Annotated in this window: 18 protein-coding genes; 9 read left to right on the top strand and 9 right to left on the bottom strand. The window is 71.3% G+C overall.

Annotated elements, in window-relative coordinates; genetic code table 11:
- The first annotated feature begins 170 nt into the window (after positions 1–170).
- Positions 171–1,703, top strand: a complete 1,533-nt coding sequence (locus tag ISO16_RS24175; protein ID WP_072634585.1) for an MFS transporter — start codon at positions 171–173, stop codon at positions 1,701–1,703.
- Here the strand turns inward: ISO16_RS24175 and ISO16_RS24170 are convergent.
- Together ISO16_RS24170 and ISO16_RS24165 are read right to left on the bottom strand one after the other, a co-directional pair.
- Positions 1,684–2,430 (bottom strand): 2OG-Fe dioxygenase family protein, encoded by a 747-nt coding sequence (locus ISO16_RS24170; RefSeq protein ID WP_072634552.1) that lies wholly within the window; start codon positions 2,428–2,430, stop codon positions 1,684–1,686. The genes ISO16_RS24175 and ISO16_RS24170 overlap by 20 nt on opposite strands.
- 181 nt (positions 2,431–2,611) lie before the next feature.
- Positions 2,612–3,958: a nicotinate phosphoribosyltransferase gene (locus ISO16_RS24165; protein WP_072634551.1), complete on the bottom strand. Its 1,347-nt coding sequence runs from the start codon at positions 3,956–3,958 to the stop codon at positions 2,612–2,614.
- A 151-nt stretch (positions 3,959–4,109) separates the two neighbouring features.
- Between ISO16_RS24165 and ISO16_RS24160 the strand changes: the two genes are divergently transcribed.
- On the top strand, positions 4,110–5,792 hold the full coding sequence (locus tag ISO16_RS24160) for a sensor histidine kinase (protein ID WP_065922916.1): 1,683 nt from the start codon (positions 4,110–4,112) through the stop codon (positions 5,790–5,792).
- A 13-nt stretch (positions 5,793–5,805) separates the two neighbouring features.
- Here ISO16_RS24160 and ISO16_RS24155 read toward each other — a convergent pair whose 3' ends face one another.
- A complete protein-coding gene (locus ISO16_RS24155; protein ID WP_072634550.1) occupies positions 5,806–6,444 on the bottom strand; it encodes a response regulator in 639 nt (212 codons plus the stop codon).
- Between the two features lie 193 nt (positions 6,445–6,637).
- On the opposite strand from ISO16_RS24155, the gene ISO16_RS24150 reads away from it, so the two are divergent.
- From ISO16_RS24150 to ISO16_RS24140, 3 genes are all read left to right on the top strand, one after another.
- Positions 6,638–7,558 (top strand): nitroreductase family protein, encoded by a 921-nt coding sequence (locus ISO16_RS24150; protein ID WP_029541945.1) that lies wholly within the window; start codon positions 6,638–6,640, stop codon positions 7,556–7,558.
- A gap of 70 nt (positions 7,559–7,628) precedes the next feature.
- Entirely contained in the window at positions 7,629–8,582 is a 954-nt protein-coding gene (locus ISO16_RS24145) for an acyl-ACP desaturase (protein ID WP_072634549.1), read from the top strand.
- Positions 8,579–8,854, top strand: a complete 276-nt coding sequence (locus ISO16_RS24140; RefSeq protein WP_006933270.1) for a hypothetical protein — start codon at positions 8,579–8,581, stop codon at positions 8,852–8,854. The genes ISO16_RS24145 and ISO16_RS24140 overlap by 4 nt, the downstream gene beginning before the upstream one ends.
- A 179-nt stretch (positions 8,855–9,033) precedes the next feature.
- Here ISO16_RS24140 and ISO16_RS24135 read toward each other — a convergent pair whose 3' ends face one another.
- The 3 genes from ISO16_RS24135 to ISO16_RS24125 form a co-directional block, all read right to left on the bottom strand.
- Positions 9,034–9,936: a universal stress protein gene (locus ISO16_RS24135; protein WP_006933272.1), complete on the bottom strand. Its 903-nt coding sequence runs from the start codon at positions 9,934–9,936 to the stop codon at positions 9,034–9,036.
- Between the two features lie 55 nt (positions 9,937–9,991).
- Positions 9,992–11,032, bottom strand: coding sequence for an LLM class F420-dependent oxidoreductase (locus ISO16_RS24130; RefSeq protein WP_029541944.1), 1,041 nt, complete (start codon positions 11,030–11,032; stop codon positions 9,992–9,994).
- Positions 11,033–11,124: 92 nt separating this feature from the next.
- Positions 11,125–12,075, bottom strand: coding sequence for a universal stress protein (locus tag ISO16_RS24125; protein WP_029541943.1), 951 nt, complete (start codon positions 12,073–12,075; stop codon positions 11,125–11,127).
- A 147-nt stretch (positions 12,076–12,222) separates the two neighbouring features.
- Between ISO16_RS24125 and ISO16_RS24120 the strand changes: the two genes are divergently transcribed.
- From ISO16_RS24120 to ISO16_RS24105, 4 genes are all read left to right on the top strand, one after another.
- Positions 12,223–12,669, top strand: a complete 447-nt coding sequence (locus tag ISO16_RS24120) for a CBS domain-containing protein (RefSeq protein ID WP_006933276.1) — start codon at positions 12,223–12,225, stop codon at positions 12,667–12,669.
- 65 nt (positions 12,670–12,734) lie between these two features.
- Positions 12,735–13,175 (top strand): RrF2 family transcriptional regulator, encoded by a 441-nt coding sequence (locus tag ISO16_RS24115; RefSeq protein WP_006933279.1) that lies wholly within the window; start codon positions 12,735–12,737, stop codon positions 13,173–13,175.
- A 55-nt stretch (positions 13,176–13,230) separates the two neighbouring features.
- Complete coding sequence (locus ISO16_RS24110) at positions 13,231–14,454, top strand: globin domain-containing protein (RefSeq protein WP_006933281.1); 1,224 nt, start codon at positions 13,231–13,233, stop codon at positions 14,452–14,454.
- Positions 14,455–14,529: 75 nt separating this feature from the next.
- A complete protein-coding gene (locus ISO16_RS24105) occupies positions 14,530–16,815 on the top strand; it encodes a M28 family peptidase (RefSeq protein WP_072634548.1) in 2,286 nt (761 codons plus the stop codon).
- On the opposite strand, the gene ISO16_RS24100 is transcribed toward ISO16_RS24105, so the two are convergent.
- The 3 genes from ISO16_RS24100 to ISO16_RS24090 form a co-directional block, all read right to left on the bottom strand.
- Positions 16,816–18,336: a glutamate-cysteine ligase family protein gene (locus ISO16_RS24100; protein WP_072634547.1), complete on the bottom strand. Its 1,521-nt coding sequence runs from the start codon at positions 18,334–18,336 to the stop codon at positions 16,816–16,818.
- A 76-nt stretch (positions 18,337–18,412) separates the two neighbouring features.
- The gene (locus ISO16_RS24095) at positions 18,413–19,243 is read right to left on the bottom strand and encodes a M23 family metallopeptidase (RefSeq protein WP_072634546.1); all 831 of its coding nucleotides are present in this window, start codon (positions 19,241–19,243) and stop codon (positions 18,413–18,415) included.
- A 326-nt stretch (positions 19,244–19,569) separates the two neighbouring features.
- Positions 19,570–20,343 (bottom strand): neutral zinc metallopeptidase, encoded by a 774-nt coding sequence (locus ISO16_RS24090; RefSeq protein ID WP_029541939.1) that lies wholly within the window; start codon positions 20,341–20,343, stop codon positions 19,570–19,572.
- Positions 20,344–20,626: the final 283 nt, after the last annotated feature.

Raw genomic sequence — 20,626 nt, 5'->3', positions numbered from 1 at the left:
CGACGGCGGCCGGGGCGGTCTGTCGCATCCTCCACGAGCCGACCCGCCGTTGTGGCCGGTGTCAGGCCGTCGGTTCGCCCCTCCAACCTCCGACGGGACGCGGAAGCCGGGGCTAGAGTCGATCAGGTCGGACGTGGGAGCAGGGGAGGTGGGCGGTGCCTACGTCTCGGTTGCGGACCAACGCGAGGACCCTGCCGATCATCCTGGCCCTGTCCCTCGCCTTCACGATCACGGTCGTCGACCCGCTGGTGCTGAGCCTGAATCTGCCGCAGGTGAGCCGGGCCCTCGACGTGCCACCGCAGGTCGTCGGATTGCTGGGCGGTATGGCGACGCTGGTGATGGCCGCAGCCGTCCTCGCCGCGGGCAACCTTGGCGACGCGTTCGGGCTTCGACGCTTGCTGAGGTCGGGACTGGTCGTCGTCACGGTCGCCAATCTGCTCTCCATGCTCTCGCCCAACTACGCTTTTCTGCTTGCGATGCGCGTGTTGGACGGATTGGGAATGACGGCGCTGCTCGGAGTGCCGCTGGCCCTGCTCAAGACGTCCGTGACGGACAAGCAGCGGCCGACGGCCATCGGCGTTTTCGTGGCCATCGAGATGGTTCTCTGCGGGGTACTGCCCGCGTTGACGGGTTGGGCGGTGGCGGCCGTCGGCTGGCGAGTTGTGTTCCTGGTCGCACCGCTGCTTGCCATGATCTCGCTTCTGCTGACGGCGAGGTACGTCCCGGAGACGCCCGTTCAGCATCGCGCTCGGCTGGACGTGGCCGGCGTCATCCTGGTCGGTATGGCCCTCCTGGCACTCGTCATCGGACTGGCAGCCGCGCAGAACGGCGTCTTCCGGCCCGAGACATGGCTGCCGCTGGCCGTCAGCGTGGTCGCCGCCGTGCTTTTCGTTCGCCACGAACACCGCACCCCCGAACCGGCACTGGACCTGGCTCTGTTCGGAAGCCGGCCCTTCAGCGTGGCTCTGGCGGCGGCCTTTACGCTGAATTTTCTCATGGCAGGGCTCGGCATCGTCCTGGGGCAGTTCGGCAGTGTGGTGCTCGCGCTGTCACCGGAGACCATCGGCCTGTTGTTCCTCCCCGGCACACTGCTGATCGCCGGTTTCGTGGTCTTGTCCGGGAGCCTGGTGGGGAAGTTCTCGCCGAGACCGGTGATGGTCGTCGGCCTCCTGCTCATGGCAACCGGCGGACTGCTGATGGCGGGCACGGTCAACCCGGCAATGGCGCTGTGGTTGCTCGTGGCGGCCGTATGGCTGTACAACCTGGGCTCGATGGTGACCTCCACATCGGTGTCCGAGACGGTGCTCTCCCAGGCGCCGAGCGGGCAGTCCGGAACGGTGGCTTCCGTGCAGTTGGCCTTCGGGATGACCGGCTATGCGTTCGGGCCCACCGTGTACCTGCTGCTTCTCAACGTATTCTTCCAGCGAGAATGGCTGGCCGACACCGAGGCTCGCGGGCTGACGGCGACTCAGGGCGAGCAGGCCGTGGATGCCGCGCGTAGCGCGGTGGCGCAGAGCCCCGGCGGCGCCGGGTACGACCCGAACTTGCTTCGGCAGGTGGGCGGTCTCGATCTCGGAGCGGACTTGGCCGACGCGGTGCGACTCACCATGCTGACTGTCAGCGCCCTGCCGATCGCTGTGGCGGTGGCGGCCTTTGTGCTCATGTCCCGCCGCAAGAGGCCGATCAGGACGGTACGCAGGTGACCACCAGCACGTCCCTACGTGCCGGCTTGCCGCGGTCGACCGCTCGGATCGGCGAAACACCGTGCCGGGTGCAACGGTCGTCGCCCAGGAGGAAGGTGCCGGGTTCGCGCAGGGTCGTCGTCAGAAGTCGATCGCCCTCCGGGCCGAACACCGAACTTTCGCCGCCGAGGGCATTGTCGACGCCGATCAACAGGGAACTGACCAGCGTGACACCGTCGCGGTGCACGCCCTCGGGCGTGGGCCGGCCCTCGTCATCCGCCGTTGCGACCACGCGGAACGGATGCACCCAGACCGTCCATTCGGGAGCTTCGTCGAGGACCGGCGCGATCCGGCCCACCAGCTTCACCGTGCGCTCGAACAGCGGATCTTCGAGGAACGCGGCTGTCAGCGGTTCGAAATGGCGGTCTCGTGCGAGGTAGAGGGCGTTGGAGTCGTCAGGCTGTACGAATTCACGGTGCGCCGTCGGCGCCAGCGCGCCGTCGGCCGCCCGGTACCGGAACCGGCCGTAGCGCCGCAGCCGGTGAACGCCCTGTTCTGCCGCGTACGGGTCGGGCGCAAGCTCCTCCCAATGCGCGGAGAACCGAACCCACGCATCGGCGTCGGCACCGATGGATCGCCACAGGTCTGCCGCCGACATCAAGAACGTGCCCACGGAGGCGAGTGCTCGCCGGGCGGCTTCGACCGGATCCGTGCCGGCCTCCGTACCTCCCGCGGCTTCTTCCCTCATCTGCTCAGAGGTAGCAAGGACGGTCCCGACGCGCAACCATCGCCGGTGCAGACGGATGAACGCAGCTACCCACCGAAAAGGCGCCGAACGAAATCCATTGGGTCGAAGAGCGCGAACGCCACCGTCGGCACGGCGAGTTGCCCCGAAGCGGCCTCCGCCCGCCCGACGCGGCAGGCCCCGGTCAGGGAGTCTGCCGCGCCCGGCGTAACCCGTCGAGATCGTCCTGCACCCGTGCGCTCACGGCCACCGGATACGGCGCTCCCGCCTCGTCGAGGGAACGAAGCGCCGGCGGAAGAGCGTCGATCTGCTGCCGTGCACGCCGTCGCGCCGCGTCGAGCCCGGCGTCGTACTGCGACAGCCGCCGCCCGCCCCGCATCACGGGCACCAGCAGCGCCTCACCCGGGAGGTTCTCGTCGGGCCGGCCGATGATGTCGCCTGCGAAGACGCCGCCGTCGACCCGGCGGTACACCTGCTTGCGCCCGGGAGGGAGGACCTTGCCGCTCGACAGCTTCGTCCGCCCGACGCCGGCGTACTCGACGAGCTTGTATGCCATGTCGAGCGTGGGCGCGTCCTGGGCGACGGAGAGCTGGGTGCCCACCCCGAAGCCGTCGATGGGACAGCCGTCGGCCAGCAGTGCCGCCACGCTGTACTCGTCGAGGCCCGACGAGGCGAAGATCCGGACGTCGTGCAGACCCGCCGCGTCGAGCCGGGCGCGCGCCGCCTTCGACAGCGCCCCGAGATCCCCGGAATCCAGCCGGACCGCCCGCACGTCGAACCGGTCGCCCAGTCGCTCGGCCAGTTCGACGACCAGGTCGACGCCGCGGAGTGTGTCGTAGGTGTCGACGAGCAACGTCGTGCCGGGGTTGAGCCGGGCGAACGCCTCGAAGGCGTCGAACTCGTCGTCGAACGCCTGGACGAAGCTGTGGGCCATCGTGCCGAACGCGGGTATTCCGTATTCCTTGGCCGCGCACAGGTTGGAGGTTCCCGCCGCACCCGCGAGGTAGCTGGTCCGGGCGACCTCGAGGGCGGCGTCGGTGCCGTGGGCCCGGCGCGCCCCGAAATCCACCACCAGCCGCCCGCGGGCGGCCTCGACCACCCGCGCGGCCTTGCTCGCGAGGACACACTGCAGGTGGATCCGGTTCAGAACGAAGGTCTCGACGAGCTGCGCCTCCAGGATCGGCGCGACGACCTGGACGATCGGCTCGTTCGGAAAGACGACGGTGCCCTCCGGCACGGCCCACACGTCGCCGGTGAAACGCACCCCGGCGAGCCGCTCGAGGAACTCGTCGGAGAACAGGCCGAGGCCGCGCAGGTACTGCAGGTCGTCCTCCTCGAACCGGAACGCCTCGAGGAAATCGAGCACGTCGGGCAGGCCGGCGGCCAGCACATAGGACCGCCCCGGCGGAAGCTTGCGGAAGAACGTCTCGAACACGGCCGTGTCCGACATTCCCAGAGCCAGATAGGCCTGCGCCATCGTGACCTCATACAGGTCGGTGAACAGCGCGGCACCGCGCGGCGGAACTCCCATGGCAGCCGTCACCCGTCTCCGTCGAACCCGGCCCGTCCGGGCCCGTTCTCCATATGCGGATTCTCACACGCCGGCGACGGGCTGCGGCCGTGTTGCCCCCTTTTGCCGCGGTGCACGGACCGGCACGCAGGGCCGCGCGAGGAGTGCACCTATGCTGACGGGTGTGAGCGCTCCCGGTGACAACGGCACGATCGACGACACCGCCGACATCGACGGACTGCTCGCCGAGATCCGTGAACGGCTCACCGACACCGTTACCACCCCGGCGAGCATGCAGAGCCTGCTCGAGGCGGTGCTCGTCGTCGGGTCGGGCCTCGAACTCGACTCCATGCTGCAGCGCATCGTCTCCGCGGCCGTCGCGCTGCTCGGCGCCCGCTACGGTGCGCTCGGCGTGCGGGCGCCCGACGGCGGGCTGTCGGAGTTCGTGTACGTCGGCATCGACCCGGCCGAGCGCAGCCGCATGGGGCACCTGCCCGAGGGCCGGGGCCTGCTCGGCCTGCTCATCAACGACCCGCGGCCGGTGCGGATCGCGGACCTGTCGGAGCATCCCGCCTCGATCGGCTTCCCACCCGGCCACCCTCCGATGAAGAGCTTCCTCGGCACGCCGATCATGGTGCGCGGCAGGGTTTTCGGAAGCATCTATCTCACCGAGAAGATCGACGGTCCCGCCTTCACCGAAGAGGACGAGGTGATCCTGAAGGTCCTCGCCACCTCCGCGGGCGTCGCGATCGACAACGCCCGCCTGTTCGAGGGGTCCCTCACCCGAGAACGCTGGCTCGAGGCGGTGGCCGCGATCAACTCACGGTTGCTGGTGGGCGGTTCCGTCGACGAGACCCTGGCGCTGCTGGTCGACCGGGTCCGGGACCTCGCCCACACCGTGGGCACCTACGTCCTGCTGGTCGACGGCACCGAGGGGACCGTCCGGGCCGCCGCCGCGCCCGGCCCGCCGGCGACGGGCTCGCGTCTCGACCTCACCGATTCTCCTGTGCTGCAGGCGATCCGCACCAGGCGCACACTGATCACCGACAACCTCGAGGGGCTTCCGGCAGCCGGCGCGGGCCGCGCCGCGATCCTGCCGCTGTCCGCCACGTCGGGGGTCACCGGCGTACTGATCGCCACTCGGTCGGCCCGTTCCGATGCGTGGGACGACGCGGAGGTGACGCGCCTCAAGTCCATGGCCGACCTGGTCACGGTGGCACTCGAATTCGCGGCGCAACAACGCAAGAAGCGGCTGCTCGACGTGCTCGCCGACCGGGACCGGATCGCACAGGATCTGCACGACAACGTGATCCAGCGCCTCTTCGCCACCGGGATGAGCCTGCAGAGCACCCTGGTGCCCGGCACCGATCCGGACCGGGTCGCGGACATCGTCCAGCACGCCGTCGAGCAGCTCGACCGTACGGTCCGCGAGATCCGCACCACCATCTTCGATCTGCATACCACCGGCGCCGCGGCGTCGACCAGCCTGCGGCGGCGGCTGCTGGATGTGGTCGGCGACCTGACCACTCAGTCCCCCGTGGCGCCGAACGTCCAATTCGCCGGCGCCATCGACACTCTCGTACCCGCACGCATCCATCCGCATGCCGAGGCGGTGCTGCGGGAGGGACTGAGCAACGCGCTGCGCCACTCGCAATCGGAGAAGATCTCCGTATCCGTCACCGCGGGCGACGAGTTCACGATCGAGATCGTCGACGACGGCATCGGGCTGCCGGACACCCCGCGCCGCAGCGGCCTCGCGAACCTCGAGCGGCGCGCCCAGCAGTGCGGCGGACGCTGCAGCACCGGACCCGGCGAGAGGGGCGGGACGCGCGTGCTGTGGCAGGTCCCCCTGTGACCCGGGGTCCCCGTCAGACCTCGCGCTGCTTGCGCAGCTCGGTGGCGAGCACCGCGGCCTGCGTGCGGCGCTGCATCCCGAGCTTGGCCAGCAGCCGCGAGACGTAGTTCTTGATCGTCTTCTCCGCCAGGAACAGCCGCTCGGCGATCTCGCGGTTGGTCAGGCCCTCCCCGATCAGCTCGAACACGGCCCGCTCCTGCTCCGACAGCTCGGCGAGCGGGTCCGCCGTGCGGGACGCGCGGATGCGTTCCATGAGCGCGGCCGTCGCCCGGCTGTCGAGCAGCGAGCCGCCGGCCGCGACGGTCCGGATCGCCGAGACCAGGTCGGTGCCGAGGATCTGCTTGAGGACGAATCCGGACGCGCCCGCCATGATCGCGTCGAACAGGGCCTCGTCGTCGGCGTAGGAGGTGAGCATGAGCGCGCGCAGCTCCGGCATGCGGGCCCGCAGCTCGCGGCACAGTTCGACGCCGTTGCCGTCGGGCAGGCGCACGTCGAGCACCGCGACTTCGGCTCCGCTGCCCGGGATGCGGGTCAGCGCCTCACCGACCGACGCGGCCTCCCCGACAACCGTGAAGTCGGGCACGCTGTCGAGCAGGTCGACCAACCCGCGCCGCACGATCTCATGGTCGTCGACGAGAAATACCCGAGGCATCGTCCCTCACCTTTCCTGACACCGGCATTGCGGTGACCATCGTCTCAGCTCGCTCGCGCGCCGCCGACCCCGGGCCGTTCGACGGCAGTTTCGGGACCTTCGGCACATGCGCCCGGTGCAGCCCGCGGGCGATGCTCGGACAGTCATCCTCGATGAGCCGTGCGAGGTGACCGACCAGGACGAGGAGGCTGCGATGTCCACGGTGCCCGACACCTGGTCCACGAGCGACACCGAGGTGATCGCGCGTGCCGTGATCGAGGCCCCCTCGATCCACGACACTCAGCCGTGGAACCTGCGCCTCCCGGCCCGCACGGCCGAACTCGAGGAGCGGGTCGAGTTCGCCGCCCCCGGCCAGGACCCCCTGCGCCCGGATCGGCTGATCTCGTGCGGAGCCGCCGTCGCCAACCTCGAACTCGGCATCCGGGTGCTCGGCTGGAGCACCCGGACCCTGCTGCTGCCCGAGCCGGAGCGGCCCGAGCTGATCGCACGGATCGAGGCAGCGGCGCCGGCCACTCCTTCGAGCACCGACCTGGGGTTCTTCGCCGCCATCTCGCACCGGCGCAGCCACCGCGAGTCGTTCGCCCGGATCCCGGTGCCGGCGACCACCATCGCCGACGTGATGGCCGCCGCCGACCTCCCCGGGGTCGAGGTTCGCCTGCTGGCGTCGGACGAGGCCCCGGCGCTCGCCGACATGCTCACCTACTCGGCCGACGCGATGCGCCGCAATCCGTACTACCAGCGCGAGATGTTCCGGTGGACGTCGCACTGGCACCCCGAGGGCAACGCCGAGGTGGTGACCGACTGGGGCGCCGATCTCGACGCCGGCGGACCCGCCGGGCGCGCGCTGATCACCACCGGTGTGCCGGACACCGCCGAACTCGCGGCGGCCATCGACCGGGAGACCGTGCTGGTGTTCTCGGTGCACTCCGGCGATCCGATCGACCTGGTCCGGGTGGGCATCGCGTCCGAGCGGGCGTGGCTGGCGGCGGTCGACGCCCGGTTGTCGGCGTCCGTACTCACCTATCCACTGCGCGTGGAGGATTCGGCTGACCGGCTCGCCGAGCGGATGGACATCGACGGCCTGCCGCAACTGATCATGCGCATCGGGTTCTGACCCGACCGAACCGACCGCCGGGCGCCGCAGGGGGGCGCCCGGGGTCCCACCAGAGAGGGAATACATCACTGTGACCAGGGAACTCACGGATCTCGAACTGCTCCGAGAGCTCGAGCCGATCGCCGAGGACAACGTCCACCGCCACCTGGCGATGGCGAAGGACTGGCATCCGCACGACTACGTTCCGTGGGACGCGGGCCGCAACTTCGCCGCCCTCGGCGGCATCGACTGGGACCCCGACCAGTCCGCGCTGTCCGAAACCGCGCAGGCAGCGATGATCACCAATCTGCTCACCGAGGACAACCTGCCCTCCTACCACCGCGAGATCGCCGAACACTTCAGCCTCGACGGCGCCTGGGGCACGTGGGTGGGCCGCTGGACGGCCGAGGAGAACAAGCACTCCGTCGTCATGCGGGACTACCTGGTGGTCACCCGCGGTGTGGACCCCGTCGCGCTCGAGAACGCACGCATGGCGCACATGACCACCGGATTCGACCCGGGCTCGACGTCGATGCTCGAGTCCGTGTCGTACGTGACCTTCCAGGAACTGGCGACCCGGGTCTCGCACCGCAACACCGGTAAGGCCTGCGGGGATCCGATCGCGGACCGCATGCTCGCCCGCGTCGCCGCGGACGAGAACCTGCACATGATGTTCTATCGCAACATCGTCGAGGGCGCCCTCGACATCGCCCCCGACCAGACGCTCGCCGCGATCATGAGCGTGCTGACCCGCTTTCGGATGCCGGGCGCGTCGATGGCGAACTTCCGGCGCAACGCCGTGCTGATCGCCAAGGGCGGCATCTACGACCTGCGGCAGCATCTCGACGACGTGGTGCTGCCGGTGCTCCGCAAGTGGCGCGTGTTCGACCGCACCGACTTCGGCGGCCGCGGCGAACAGCTGCGCGAGGACCTCGACGCCTTCCTCACCGACCTGCAGACGAAGGCCGAGCGGTTCGAGGAGGCCCGGGACCGGGCGCTGGCCCGTCAGGCCCGGCGCGACGAACACGCAGGGGCGAGCGCATGACCAGCGTGCGCGAGCCCGGATCCCGGGAGGACCGCGACACCGGGTCGGCAGAGCTGTTCGGCTCGGTGCTCGACATGGCCCGCGCCGCGAAACGCGGCGACGTGTCCGGATGGCTCACCGTCAAGAGCGGCACGCACCGCCCGGAGGACGTCGCCTTCCTCAGTTCGCAGATGCTCGGCGTGCTGATCGAGAACGACGCCGTCCGTCGCGGGGTGCATCCCGCCGACGTGTGGAGCGAGCTGCGCCGGCGCGGCCTCGACGACTTCGGCTGACCACGCGGCGACCCGGAACCACCCGGCGACGATGCCTGGCACCCGCTCAGGGTGCCGGGCATCGAGCGTCCGGGTACGTTCCCGGTGGTCGGCGCTGCGGTGCTTCCCGCGCGCGTAGGGACGCGCGCGGGAAGCACCCTGCCGCGCCACCACATGCGGCGCAGGCCGCGACGGGACGGCTACTTCTCGCCGTCCGGCCGGACGATCAGCACGGGGCAGTCGGCCGTCTGCATCAGCGCGTTGCTGGTCGATCCGAGCAGCAGGCCCTTGAAGCCGCCGCGGCCGCGGGAGCCCACGACGATCAGCTGGGCGCGTTCGGCGTACTCGCTCAGCACCCGCACCGGCCGGTCCCGCGCGACGACGCGCTCGACGACGACGTCCGGGTAACGCTCCTGGAACCCGGCGAGGTTCTCGGCGAGCACGACCTCCTCCCCCGTCTGGATCCTGCTCCACTGCGGATCCTCGGGCACCGCGCCCAGGGACGGCTGCACGCTCACGTCGCTCCACACGTTCACCGCGACGAGCGTCGCCTTGCGGGCGGCCGCCTCGGCGAACGCCACCTCGACCGCGCGCACGGAGGCCTCGGAACCGTCGACGCCGACCACGACCGGGCCGTCGGAGGGCGGTGCCCCGTCGAGGGTGCGGCCGCGCACGATCGCGACCGGGCAGTGGGCGTGCGAGGCGAGACCGAGGGTGACGGAGCCGACGAGCAGCCCCTTCACCTCCCCGAGCCCGCGCGAGCCGAGCACGATGGTGTCGGCCCGGTTCGAGAGGTCGACGAGGGTGGGGACGACCTTGCCCTCGATCTGCTCCGTGGTGATCTCGACCGGGCCCTGCTCGTCGGCGATGCGCTTGGCGAGCACCTTGGCACTGTCGAGCCGCGCCCGCGCCGTCTCCTTCATCTCCTCGTGGAAGCTCTCCGCGAGGTAGGGCTCGGAGTAGTAGAACGCGGGGATGTGCACGACGGTGACGATGTGCAGCGGCAGCGCGCGGGCCGCGGCAGCGCGGGCCGCCCAGATCACCGCGGTCGCCGCCGCGTCGGATCCGTCGACCGCGACGACGATCGGTTGGGTTTCGGTCATGAATTCCCCTCTGTCGGCGGGCCGGTGGGCCCGGGTTCTCACATCGGCGCGGGTGTCAGTTGCAGATCTCCCGCAGCTGTTCGATCAGTCGGACCCGGCCGGCGGTGTTCTCCGCGATCGGGTTGACGTTGAGGGTGGTGACGCCGGCTTCGGCGAACGCGGCGACGCGTTCCCGGACGTAACTCTCGGGCCCGATGAGCGAGACCGCCCGCACCAGGTCGTCGGGCACCGCGGCGGCGGCCTCCTCCTTCCGGCCTGCGAGGTACAGGTCCTGGATGGTCTCCGCCTCCTTCGCGTACCCGTAGCGGACGGCGAGGTCGTTGTAGAAGTTCTTGCCCTTCGCCCCCATGCCGCCGATGTACAGCGCGAGGTGCGGGCGTACGAAGTCGAGCAGGAAGTCGACGTCGTCGCCGATCGCGAGCGCCGCGCCGACGTAGACCTGCAGGTCCCCGAGCGCGGGATCGCGCTTGGCCTTGCCGCGCGCGAGGGACTCGCCCCACACGTCGGCGGCCTTCTCGGGATAGAAGAAGATCGGTTCCCAGCCCTCGGCGATCTCGGCGGTCATCTCGACGTTCTTGGGGCCGATCGCGGCGATCAGGACGGGGATGCGTTCGCGCACCGGGTGATTGATCAGCTTGAGCGGCTTGCCGAGTCCGGTGCCCTTCTCCGGCGGCAGCGGGATCTGGTAGTACTTGCCCTGGTACTCGACCTTCTCCCGGCGCCACACCTGGCGGCAGATGTCGACGAGTTCACGGGTCCGGCCGAGCGGCGCGTCGTATTTGACGCCGTGGAATCCCTCGATGACCTGCGGGCCGGACGCACCGATGCCCAGGACGAAGCGGCCGTCGGAGACGTAGTCGAGACCTGCGGCGGTCATCGCCGTCAGGCTCGGCGTGCGGGTGTAGATCTGGAAGATGCCCGAGGCCAGCTCGAGTCGTTCGGTCTTGGCCGCGAGGTAGCCGAGCTGGCTGACCGCGTCGAACGAGTACGCCTCCGGTACGAAGACGATGTCGAGGCCGGCCCGTTCGAGATCGGCCACCTCCGCCGCCGTCTCGGCGAATCCGCCGCTGTAGTTCAATCCCATCCCGATGCGCATCCGCATACCCCGTGATTCGTTGGTGCGTGGTCCTGCCGGGCACGCTCGTACCCGTGTGCCAGGTACCCTACCGCCGGGGTGTGGCGCGACCTTCAGGACTCGTCGGGGCGCACCACCATGACGGGGCACTGCGCGTCGCGGATCAGCGAGTTGCTGGTGGAGCCGAGCAGCATGCCGGTGAAGCCGCCGCGGCCGCGGCTGCCGAGCACCAGCAGCTGCGCCTTCTCCGACCAGGCCAGCAGGTGGGCGCGCGGCCCGTCGACGTACACCTCGCGACGCACGTTCACGTCGGGGTAGCGGTCGTGGAACCCGGCGAGGCGCTCGGCGAGCAGGGCCTGCTCGGATTCCGCGAACGCGTTCGGGTCGATCGAAACCTCCACGGCCTCGTCGAAGGTGCCCCGCCGCATGTCGCTCCACACGTGCACCGCGACGAGGTCGACGCCGCGCAGGCCGGCCTCCTCGAACGCCGCGCGGACGGCCTTCTCGCTGAGGGGGCTGCCGTCGACCCCGACGACGACGGGCCGGGTGTCGGGCAGGGTCTCCGGAGCCTTGCCGCGGACGACGACGACCGGGCAGCGACCGTGGCTGGCGACGGACACCGGGGTGGAGCCGAGCAGTGCCTCGCCCACCCGGCCGGTGCCGGAGGAGCCGAGCACGAGCATCCGCGCGCGGGCGGACAGGTCGATGAGCCAGCGCGCGCTGCCGGTGGCGGCGAGCCGGGTGGTGATCTCGAGTGCCGGCGCGACGGTGCGGGCGACCTCCTCGGCGCGCTGCAGCAGCGTCTTGCCCTCGTCCTCGACCCATTCGAAGACCTGTGCGGTCTGGATGAACGGCGCCCCGCTGTAGCCGCTGGGGGCGAAGTCGAGAGCGTGCACGATGTGCAGCGGCAGCCCGCGGTCGGCGGCCGTCGCGGCGGCCCACCGGACGGCGTCGTCGGAGGCCGGGGATCCGTCGATCCCGACCACCACGGTGTTCGAGCGCACCGCCTCGTCGTGCGTGGGCTCGTGGTGCGCCTTGCTGCCTGGGAACTTCACGTCGGTCACCGCTCTCGTCGCAGGGATCGTCCTCGGGGTCGAGGTTAATCCGCTCCCCTGGGGGCAGGAATGGTCTTTGGTCCCTCTCCGGGAAGTCCGGAGCCACTGGCCCGGTAGCGGGGATGCGGCCACAATCGTAGGCAGAGGAGGCGCATCATGTCCGGTGGACCGATCCGCATGGCGGGGCCCGCGGCCCACAAGGTCCGCGCGGCGGACGTGATGAGCACGCCGGTGCTGGCCGTGACGGTCGACGCCACCCTGGAGCGGGCCGGGGAGGTGCTGGCCCGCAACGGCTTCACCACCCTCCCGGTGGTCGACGAGCACGGCCGGCTCTGCGGCCTGATCACCGAGGAGGCGCTGGCGGGGGCGCATCTGGCGCGCCTGTCGATGTACGCCGACCTGCCGCTCGTCACCGCGATCCGCCGGCCGCTGACGGTGCGGGCGGTGGCGTTGCCGCCGGTGGCCCTCGATGCGGACGCCGAGCTGTTCGACATCGCGCGGGCGATGCTGCAGATGCGGCTGCGGTCCGTGCCGGTGGTGCGCGACGGCAGGCCGATCGGAATCGTCAGCTGGCGCAATATCCTTCCCGTGCTCGAACGCTGACGCACCGAAGCGATCTACGTCACATTAAATTGTCATTTCAGATACCAATTATCTAGTCTCAGGTCATGCAACTCACCCAGTTCACCGATCTCGGACTGAGAGTTGTCATGTACCTGGCGGCCGCCGCGCCCGACAGCTCCCCCAGCACCAAGCGCGTCGCCGAGCAGCTGCAGCTGTCGTACGCACACACCACCAAGGTGGTCGCACGATTGAGCGAACTCGGCGTCGTCACGACCCGCCGCGGCCGCGGCGGCGGACTGACCATCACCGAGCTCGGCCGGGGCGCGTCCGTCGGATGGCTCACCCGGCAACTCGAAGGCGACGGCGAGGTCGTCGCCTGCGAGGGCGACAAACCGTGCCCGCTGCGGGAAGGATGCAGCCTCCGCGGCGCACTGCGCCGAGCCCAGGAGTCCTTCTACGCGGCGCTCGACTCCGTCACCGTCGCCGATCTCACCCGGGCCCCCACCCGCACCGTCCTGCTCGATCTCACCCGCCCCGCCGTCTGACCGCACGGTTCCACAGCCCGGAACCGGCCCAGCCCTACCCGAAACGGAGTTCACGATGCCGCTCTCAGCCGAGTCCAAGGAAGTTGTCCGCGCCACCCTCCCCGCCGTGGGTGCCGCCATCGGCGACATCACCCCGCTGTTCTACAAGAAGATGTTCGCCGCGCACCCCGAACTCGAGCGCGACCTGTTCAACCGCGGCAACCAGAAGCAGGGCGAACAGCAGAAGGCCCTGGCCGGCTCCATCGCCGCCTTCGCGACCCTGCAGCTCGATCCCGACCCGGCCCGGGTCGAGGCGATCCTGTCCCGCATCGCGCACAAGCACGCCTCCCTCGGCATCAAGCCCGACGAGTACTGGATCGTCCACAAGCACCTGTTCGAGGCGATCGTGGAGGTCCTCGGCGAGGCCGTCACCCCCGAGGTCGCCGCGGCCTGGGACGAGCTGTACTGGCTGATGGCCAACACGCTCATCAAGCTCGAGGACGACCTGTACAAGGCCGCGGGCGTCGCGCCGGGCGACGTGTGGCGCACCGTCCGGGTCGCCGAGCGCCGGCACCAGTCCGCCGACACCGTCTCGTTCGTCCTGACCTCGCTCGACGGCGCTCCGCTGCCCGCTTTCCGTCCGGGACAGTATCTTTCGGTGGGCGTGAAGCTGCCCGACGGGGCCCGCCAGATCCGCCAGTACAGCCTGACCAACGCGCCGGCCCAGGGCGACTGGCGCATCACCGTCAAGCGGATCGTGGCGACCACCACCCCCGACGGCACCGTCGCGCCGGCCGGTGAAGTGTCGAACTTCCTGTACGACAACGTCTTCGAGGGTGACGAGTTGCAGGTCACCACCCCGTTCGGCGACCTGGTGCTGCCCGACGACGGCGCCCCGCTGCTGCTGGCCTCCGCCGGCATCGGCTGCACCCCGATGATCGGTATGCTCGCGCACCTCGCGGAAACCGGTGACGAGCGAAAGGTTTCGGTGCTGCACGCCGACCGCTCCGTCGCCAACCACGCGCACCGGCACGAGCTGGCCACCCTCGTCGAGCGCATCCCGTCCGCCGAGGTGCACCGGTGGTACGAGGACCTCGGCGCCCGCGAGCCGCTCGAGACCGTGCGCGTAGGCCGGGCCGACGTGTCGGACCTGCCGCTCGACCCGAACACCAAGGCGTACCTGTGCGGTCCGCTGCCGTTCATGCTCTCGCTGCGCGAGGCCCTCATCGAGCGCAACGTGCCCGCCGAGAACATCCACTACGAGGTGTTCGGTCCCGACAGCTGGGCCCCGAACGCCTGAGTCGCCTCCGACCGTGCCCCGGCCCCCGCGGCCGGGGCACGGTCGTCTCCACGATCCGGCGCTAGGCTCGCTCGCATGGACGATGCTCCGGCCCCCGCCGGCGCGGGCCGCACCCGCCGGGCCGGCCGGATCGGACTGCTCGTGCTGCTCCTCGTCGGGCTCGCGGCCACGCTGCGGACCCCGGCGGCACCCGCACCGGCCGACGCTCCCCCCACCGCGTTCAGCGCCGTCCGCGCGACGACCCACGTCGAGGCGGTGGCGGCGCGGCCGCGCACCCCGGGTTCGGCCGGCCATGCCGCGACCCGGGAGTACCTGGTCCGCACCCTCGACGACCTCGGCTGGTCCGTCCGCGTCGACGACGGCGTCGGCTGGTCGGCCACCGCCATGCAGGGCACCCAGCGGGGCGGCCGGGTCGCGAACGTCGTCGCCACCCTGCCCGGCACCGACCCCACCGGCACCGTCGTGCTCGCCGCGCACTACGACACCGTCGCCGGCTCCCCCGGCGCGGGCGACGACGGGATCGGGATCGCCACGGTGCTCGAGGCGGCCCGCGCCCTGACCGCCGGCCCCCGTCCCCGGAACGACGTCACGGTGCTCGTGACCGACGGCGAGGAACGCGGCCTGCTCGGCGCCGAGGAGTACACGCGGCGGCAACCGGCCGACGCGAGGCCGACGGTGGTGCTCAACCACGAGGCCCGCGGCAACGGCGGGATCCCCGTCACCTTCCGGATCTCCTCCCCCAACGCGGGTCTCGTGGGTGTGCTGTCCGGCGTGCCCGGCACGACCGCGGACTCGTTCACCCAGACGGCGTTCGAGTTGCTGCCCAACGACACCGACTTCCGCCGCCTTACCGAGGCCGGCATGCACGCCGCGGACACCGCGATCGCCGGCGGCGGCGCCTACTATCACAGTCCCCTCGACACCCCGGACCGGCTCGACACCGCGTCGCTGCAGCGCATGGGAGAAACCACCCTTGCTGCGGCACAGCGGTTCTCGTCCGCCGACCTGGCAGAGCTCGGCTCGGGGGGCGACGACGTCGTCGTCACGCTGCCCTGGGGGCCGGTGCACTACCCGCGCCCGCTCGAGATCGCCCTGACCGCGCTGCTCGCCGCCGTCACCGGCGCCCTCGCGGCCCGGCGGATCCGGGACGGTGCCGCCTCGGCGGGCTGTCTCGCGGCGTCGGGCGGGATCTCGATCGCCGTGGCGGCCGCGGCGGCGGGTGCGGCGTTCGTGCCGTGGTGGCTCGCGCTGCGGATCGCTCCCGGTCAGGCCTCGGCGGTCCTGCGCGAGCCGTACCTGCCGGTGCCCTATCAGGTCGCCGCGGCGGCCGCGGCCGTCGCCGTCCTGCTCGCGGCGTATCCGCCGGTGCGCCGCCGTGTCGGCCCTGCCGCGTTCGCGACGGGCGCGCTGCTCGCCGTGACGGTCACCGCCCTGGCCGCGCTGCCCTTCCTCGGCGTCGCGACCGTCCTGGTGCTGCCGGCGCTGCCCGCGGCGATCGCCGCGCTCGTCGTGGACCTGCTGCCCACCGATCGGCGCGGGTGGCGGACGCCGGTGACGCTGGCCGGGACAGTTCCGGCGGTCGTGGTGCTCGTGCCCGCCGCGGTGGCGTCGTTCGACGCCGGTCTGCTCACCGGAGCGCCGCTCGCGGGGGTGTTCGTCGCGGTGCTGTTCGCGCTGGCGCTGCCGCTCGTCGACGCCGCCGGCGCGCCGTCGCAGCTGCGGCTCGCCGCGATCGCCGCCGCGGGGGTCGTGCTCGTGGCCGCGGCGGTAGGCGGCTGGGTCAACCGCGACGGCGCCACCCCGCCGCGGCAGGAACAACTGCTCTACGCGCTGAACGCGGACACCGGTGCCGCCGTGTGGGCGTCGCCGCGCGCCCCCGCCTCGGCCTGGAGCCGCGCCCTGCTGACCGAGGAGCCGGCCACGCTGCCGGACGCGTTCCCGTGGCGCAGCGAGACCAGGTTCGCCCACGGGCCCGCGCCGGTCGCGCCGCTGCCCGCGCCCGGGCTCGCCGTCGTCGCGGACGTCACCGACGGCGACGAACGGACGCTGACCCTGCGGCTGACGTCGCCGCGCGGGGCGCCGACGATCGGGCTGTGGGTGGACGGGACGTCCGCGGCGGTGCGGGAGGCGGTGGTGGCCGGGCGGAGCGCCGCGCCGGCCGCGCCGTTCGGGTTCCTGTTCTCCGGGACCCCGGCCGAGGGCATCGAGGTGCGGCTGACCGTCGCCCCGCGCGACGGCGCGGTGGTACTGCACGTCGCCGACGTCACCGACGACCTCACCGTCGTCCCGGGCTACACCGCTCCGGACGACCGGGCCGTGGTCACCCCCGCGGTCGCGGTGACCCGCACCGTCCGGTTGTGATCATGCCGTGCCGAGCGGCCACTCGTGAACGGGCTTGCCGCCCAGCATGTTCCGGATGTAGTCACGCATCATTCCGTGCAGGGCGGTGCGCCGGTCGGCGCCGGCGTCCTCCCGTTCGACGACCTGCGCCCGCTGCCACGCCGCCCCGGTCTGCCGGTTCAGGCACCGGCCTTCGATGATGCCCAGGTACCGGTCCCGCGCCTGCTGGGACAGCCCGAAGGCGGTCAGGCCCGCGTCCGCCATGGGCAGCAGCCGGCGCAGCACGAGTTCGTCGGCGCCCACCCAGCCCAGGCCGGGCCAGTACAGCCGCGCGTCGAGGCCGTACTTGGCCCCGATCCCGAGGTTCTCGCGGGCCGCGTCGAAGCTCATGAACCGGCACAGCGGCACGTCGGCGTCGACGAGGGCGCGCAGCGCCCCGTAGTAGAACGCGGCGTTGGCCATGATGTCGAGCACCGTCGGGCCCGCCGGCAGCACCCGGTTCTCGAGCCGCAGGTGCGGGTGCTCGTCGGCGACGTCGTAGACGGGCCGGTTCCAGCGGTAGATGGTGCCGTTGTGCATCTGCAGCTCGCGCAGCCGCGGAGTCCGGCCGGCATCGAACTCGGCGATCGGATCGACGTCGGACACCTCGGGCAGCAGCGCCGGGAAGTACCGCGAGTTCTCCTCGAACAGGTCCGTCACCGAGTCGATCCAGCGCTCGCCGAACCACACCCGCGGCCGCACCCCCTGATTCTTCAGCTCCTGGGTGCGGGTGTCGGTGGCCTGCGCGAACAGCGGGATCCGGCTCTCGTGCCACAGCGCCTTGCCGGCGAGGAACGGGGAGTTCGCGGCGAGCGCCACCTGCACCCCGGCCAGGCACTGAGCGGCGTTCCAGTGGTCGGCGAAGTCCTCCGGGGCCACCCGCAGGTGCAGTTGCAGCGACGTGCAGGCCGCCTCCGGCACGACCGAGTTGGCGTCGGCCCGCAGCTGTTCGGCGTCGTCGCGGCCGGGGAGGGGCACGCCGTCGAGATCGAGCTCGATGTCCTCCCCGCGTGCGGCGAAGATCTGCTCGTTGAGGGCCTCGTAGCGCGGGTTGGCGGTGATGCGCTCCCGGTCGAGGTGGGCGAGCTCGAGCGTGGGCAGCATGCCGATCATGACGAGCTGGGCGTCCTGCCGGTGCATCCGCGTGTCGGCGCGGCGCAGCGACTCGCGCAGGGTGTTCTCGATGTCGAGGGTGGCGTCACCGGCGAACGGCCCGGGATCGACGTTCATCTCGACGTTGAACTGGCCCAGCTCGGTCTGGAACACGGCGTGATCGTCGATCGCCTGCAGGACCTCGAGGTTGCACATGGCCGGTTCCATGTCGTCCTGGACGAGGTTGAACTCGATCTCCATGCCGAGCAGCGGCTCCGGCCGTTCGCGCGCGTCGGTGATGGCGCCGTCGCGCAGCATCCGGTCCAGGGCGGCGAGGCAGGCCTGCACCTTGGTGCGGAACTCGCGCCGGTCGGCGCGGGTGAAGGAGCGAGCCTTGATCTGCGTGCCCATGGAGCCGTGTCCCTCTCCCCCGCTAGGTGATGATTCGTCAGCCTAGCGGCCGAGCGACCGCAGTTGGGGGCGAGCGTCAGACGGCGCGGTAGCTGCCCCAGTCGGCGACGACGCCGCGGGTGCTGAGCCAGGCGTTGGGGTCGGTCTTGCCGCCGGCCTGGTCCCACACCTCGAAGTGCAGGTGCGGGCCGGTGGACCAGCCGCGGTTGCCGACGGTGGCGATCTGCTGACCGGCGGTCACCCGCTGACCGGCGCTGACCTGGTAGGTGTCGACGTGGCCGTAGACGGCGGTGGTGCCGTCGTCGTTGAGGACGCGCACCCACTGGCCGTAGCCGGAGGCGGCGCCCGCGTCGAGGACGGTGCCGTCGGCGGCGGACTTGATCGGCGTGCCGATCGGGGCGGCGATGTCGATGCCGCCGTGGTGGCTGCCCCAGCGGGGGCCGAAGTCCGAGGTGAGCGTGCCCGAGACGGGCTGCACGGTGGCAGGCTTGGCGGGGTTGAGGTTGTTCAGCCAGCCCTGGCCCGCGGCGAACTGGTCGACCAGGGTGTCGAGCTCCGGCGGGAGGGCGGGAGCGGCGGCGTGCTCGTGGCCGTGCTCGTCGGCCGGGGCGGGCGCACCGGGCAGCTGCGGGAGCTCGAAGCCCTCGGGCAGCAGGCCCTGCGGCACCTCGAACGGCAGGGTGCCGGTCTGGGCGGGGGCGGGGGCGGGCGCGGCACTGGCCGTGCCGGCGGCGAGCTGGGCACCCACGGCGAAGAAGGCGCCGGTGGCGGCGGCCACGGTGGCGGCCTTCACGGGTGCCGACGGGCCGGTGGGCTCGACGCGGTGCCGGCCGCGGCCGGAGGACGCACCGGACAGATCCATCTCGAAGGTGGTCGCCTCGTCGCCTGCCCGCTGGTGCCGTCCCACAGTTGCTACCTCATCCGTCGTCCGTTGCGCGCCGGGTGTGCCCCGGCCGTTTCTGGCGACTCAAAGTAACAAAACGATATAGGGCAGCGCCAGCGTTACGTTTCGGACACTTCTGCGGTGGGTACCGACGGCGACCCGGCGGCAGCCCGGCCGGATGCAGCCCCGCCCCACCCGCGTGAACTGCGGAAACACCCCCCTGGTGCGCGCGGGCGGGGTTGGGACGTCCGCCGGGGCCGGCGGCTCCCGGCGCCGCCTCGCGCGCATACAGAACCGCGAGGAGGCGACGGCAGTTATGTGATTGTGATCACATCGAAGCGCCCGGCGCGTCAGCCGATGTACGCGATGGGCGCCTCGGGGATGTAGTCGACGCACGAGAGCAACGGGGTGGGCGACGGGCTGAGGTAGCCGGTGTCGAATGCCTGGATGCGCTGCTCGGCGGTGCCGTGGGTGCGCTCCGGCCCCTTGTCCTCCCCCACCGCGGCGAACGCCCGGCCCAGCGACGCCAGGTCGGTCTGCTCGACCGTGACGCCGAGGTCGCGTTCGGAGTACGCGACGAAGGCGCCCGATCCACAATCGGCCTGGTTCTCGTAGGGGATGGCACTGTTGGGTTCGGCCGGGTCGGGCTCCGGCAGTGCCAGCATCGTCTGGAAGTGATGCGTCACCTCGTGGCTCAGCACCGCGGCAATGGCGATCTCCCCGTAGCCGTTCACGAGGTCCATCGCCGCCTTCTCGCCGATGTAGAGGCTGCGGTCGGCCGCGCAGTACATCAGCGAGTTCTCGTCGTAGGCGCAGCCGGGCGCCGCCTCCCCCGACTTCCCCGCCGCCACCGAGTAGTAGGCGGTGGGATGCGGCATGTCCTGGTACGTGGCATCGATCCACGACTCGATCGACGGAAGGAAGCACTGCACATACGGTCCCATCGCGTCCGTCGTGTACTGCCCGGTGCTCCCGGCGGCGAACGGACACTCCGCTGTGGGCGAAAGCTGTTGCAGGGCAGACTCGTCCTCCGCGGCGGCCGGAGCGACGGCACCCAGGGCGGGCACCACGGCGGCGACGGCCACGGCGGCGAAGCGGATCGTGCGCGAGATCGAGCGAGGCATGAGTACTCCCGGGGACGAGGATTCGGCGTGCGGATCCACCCTCCGGCACGCCACGGCCGCACTCCAGGGCTCTTCGGGCTGCACACCGCACCCCGAGGGGGGCGGTTCCCACCCCCGGGGTCACTGGCCGCACCTCCGACCGAAGGTCACCGGCCGCAGGTCACCTGCCGCACCTCCGGCCGAATGTCACATGCGTTCGGTTGGATTGACGGCGTGTGACATTCGGGTGCACGACCGGGCGGGAACGGCGATCGCCCTCACGGGCGCCGCGATCTACGGGTCG

Source organism: Rhodococcus sp. M8 (assembly GCF_015654185.1).
Classification (GTDB): Bacteria; Actinomycetota; Actinomycetes; order Mycobacteriales; family Mycobacteriaceae; genus Rhodococcus; species Rhodococcus aetherivorans.
This window is presented reverse-complemented; position numbering and strand designations above follow the sequence as displayed.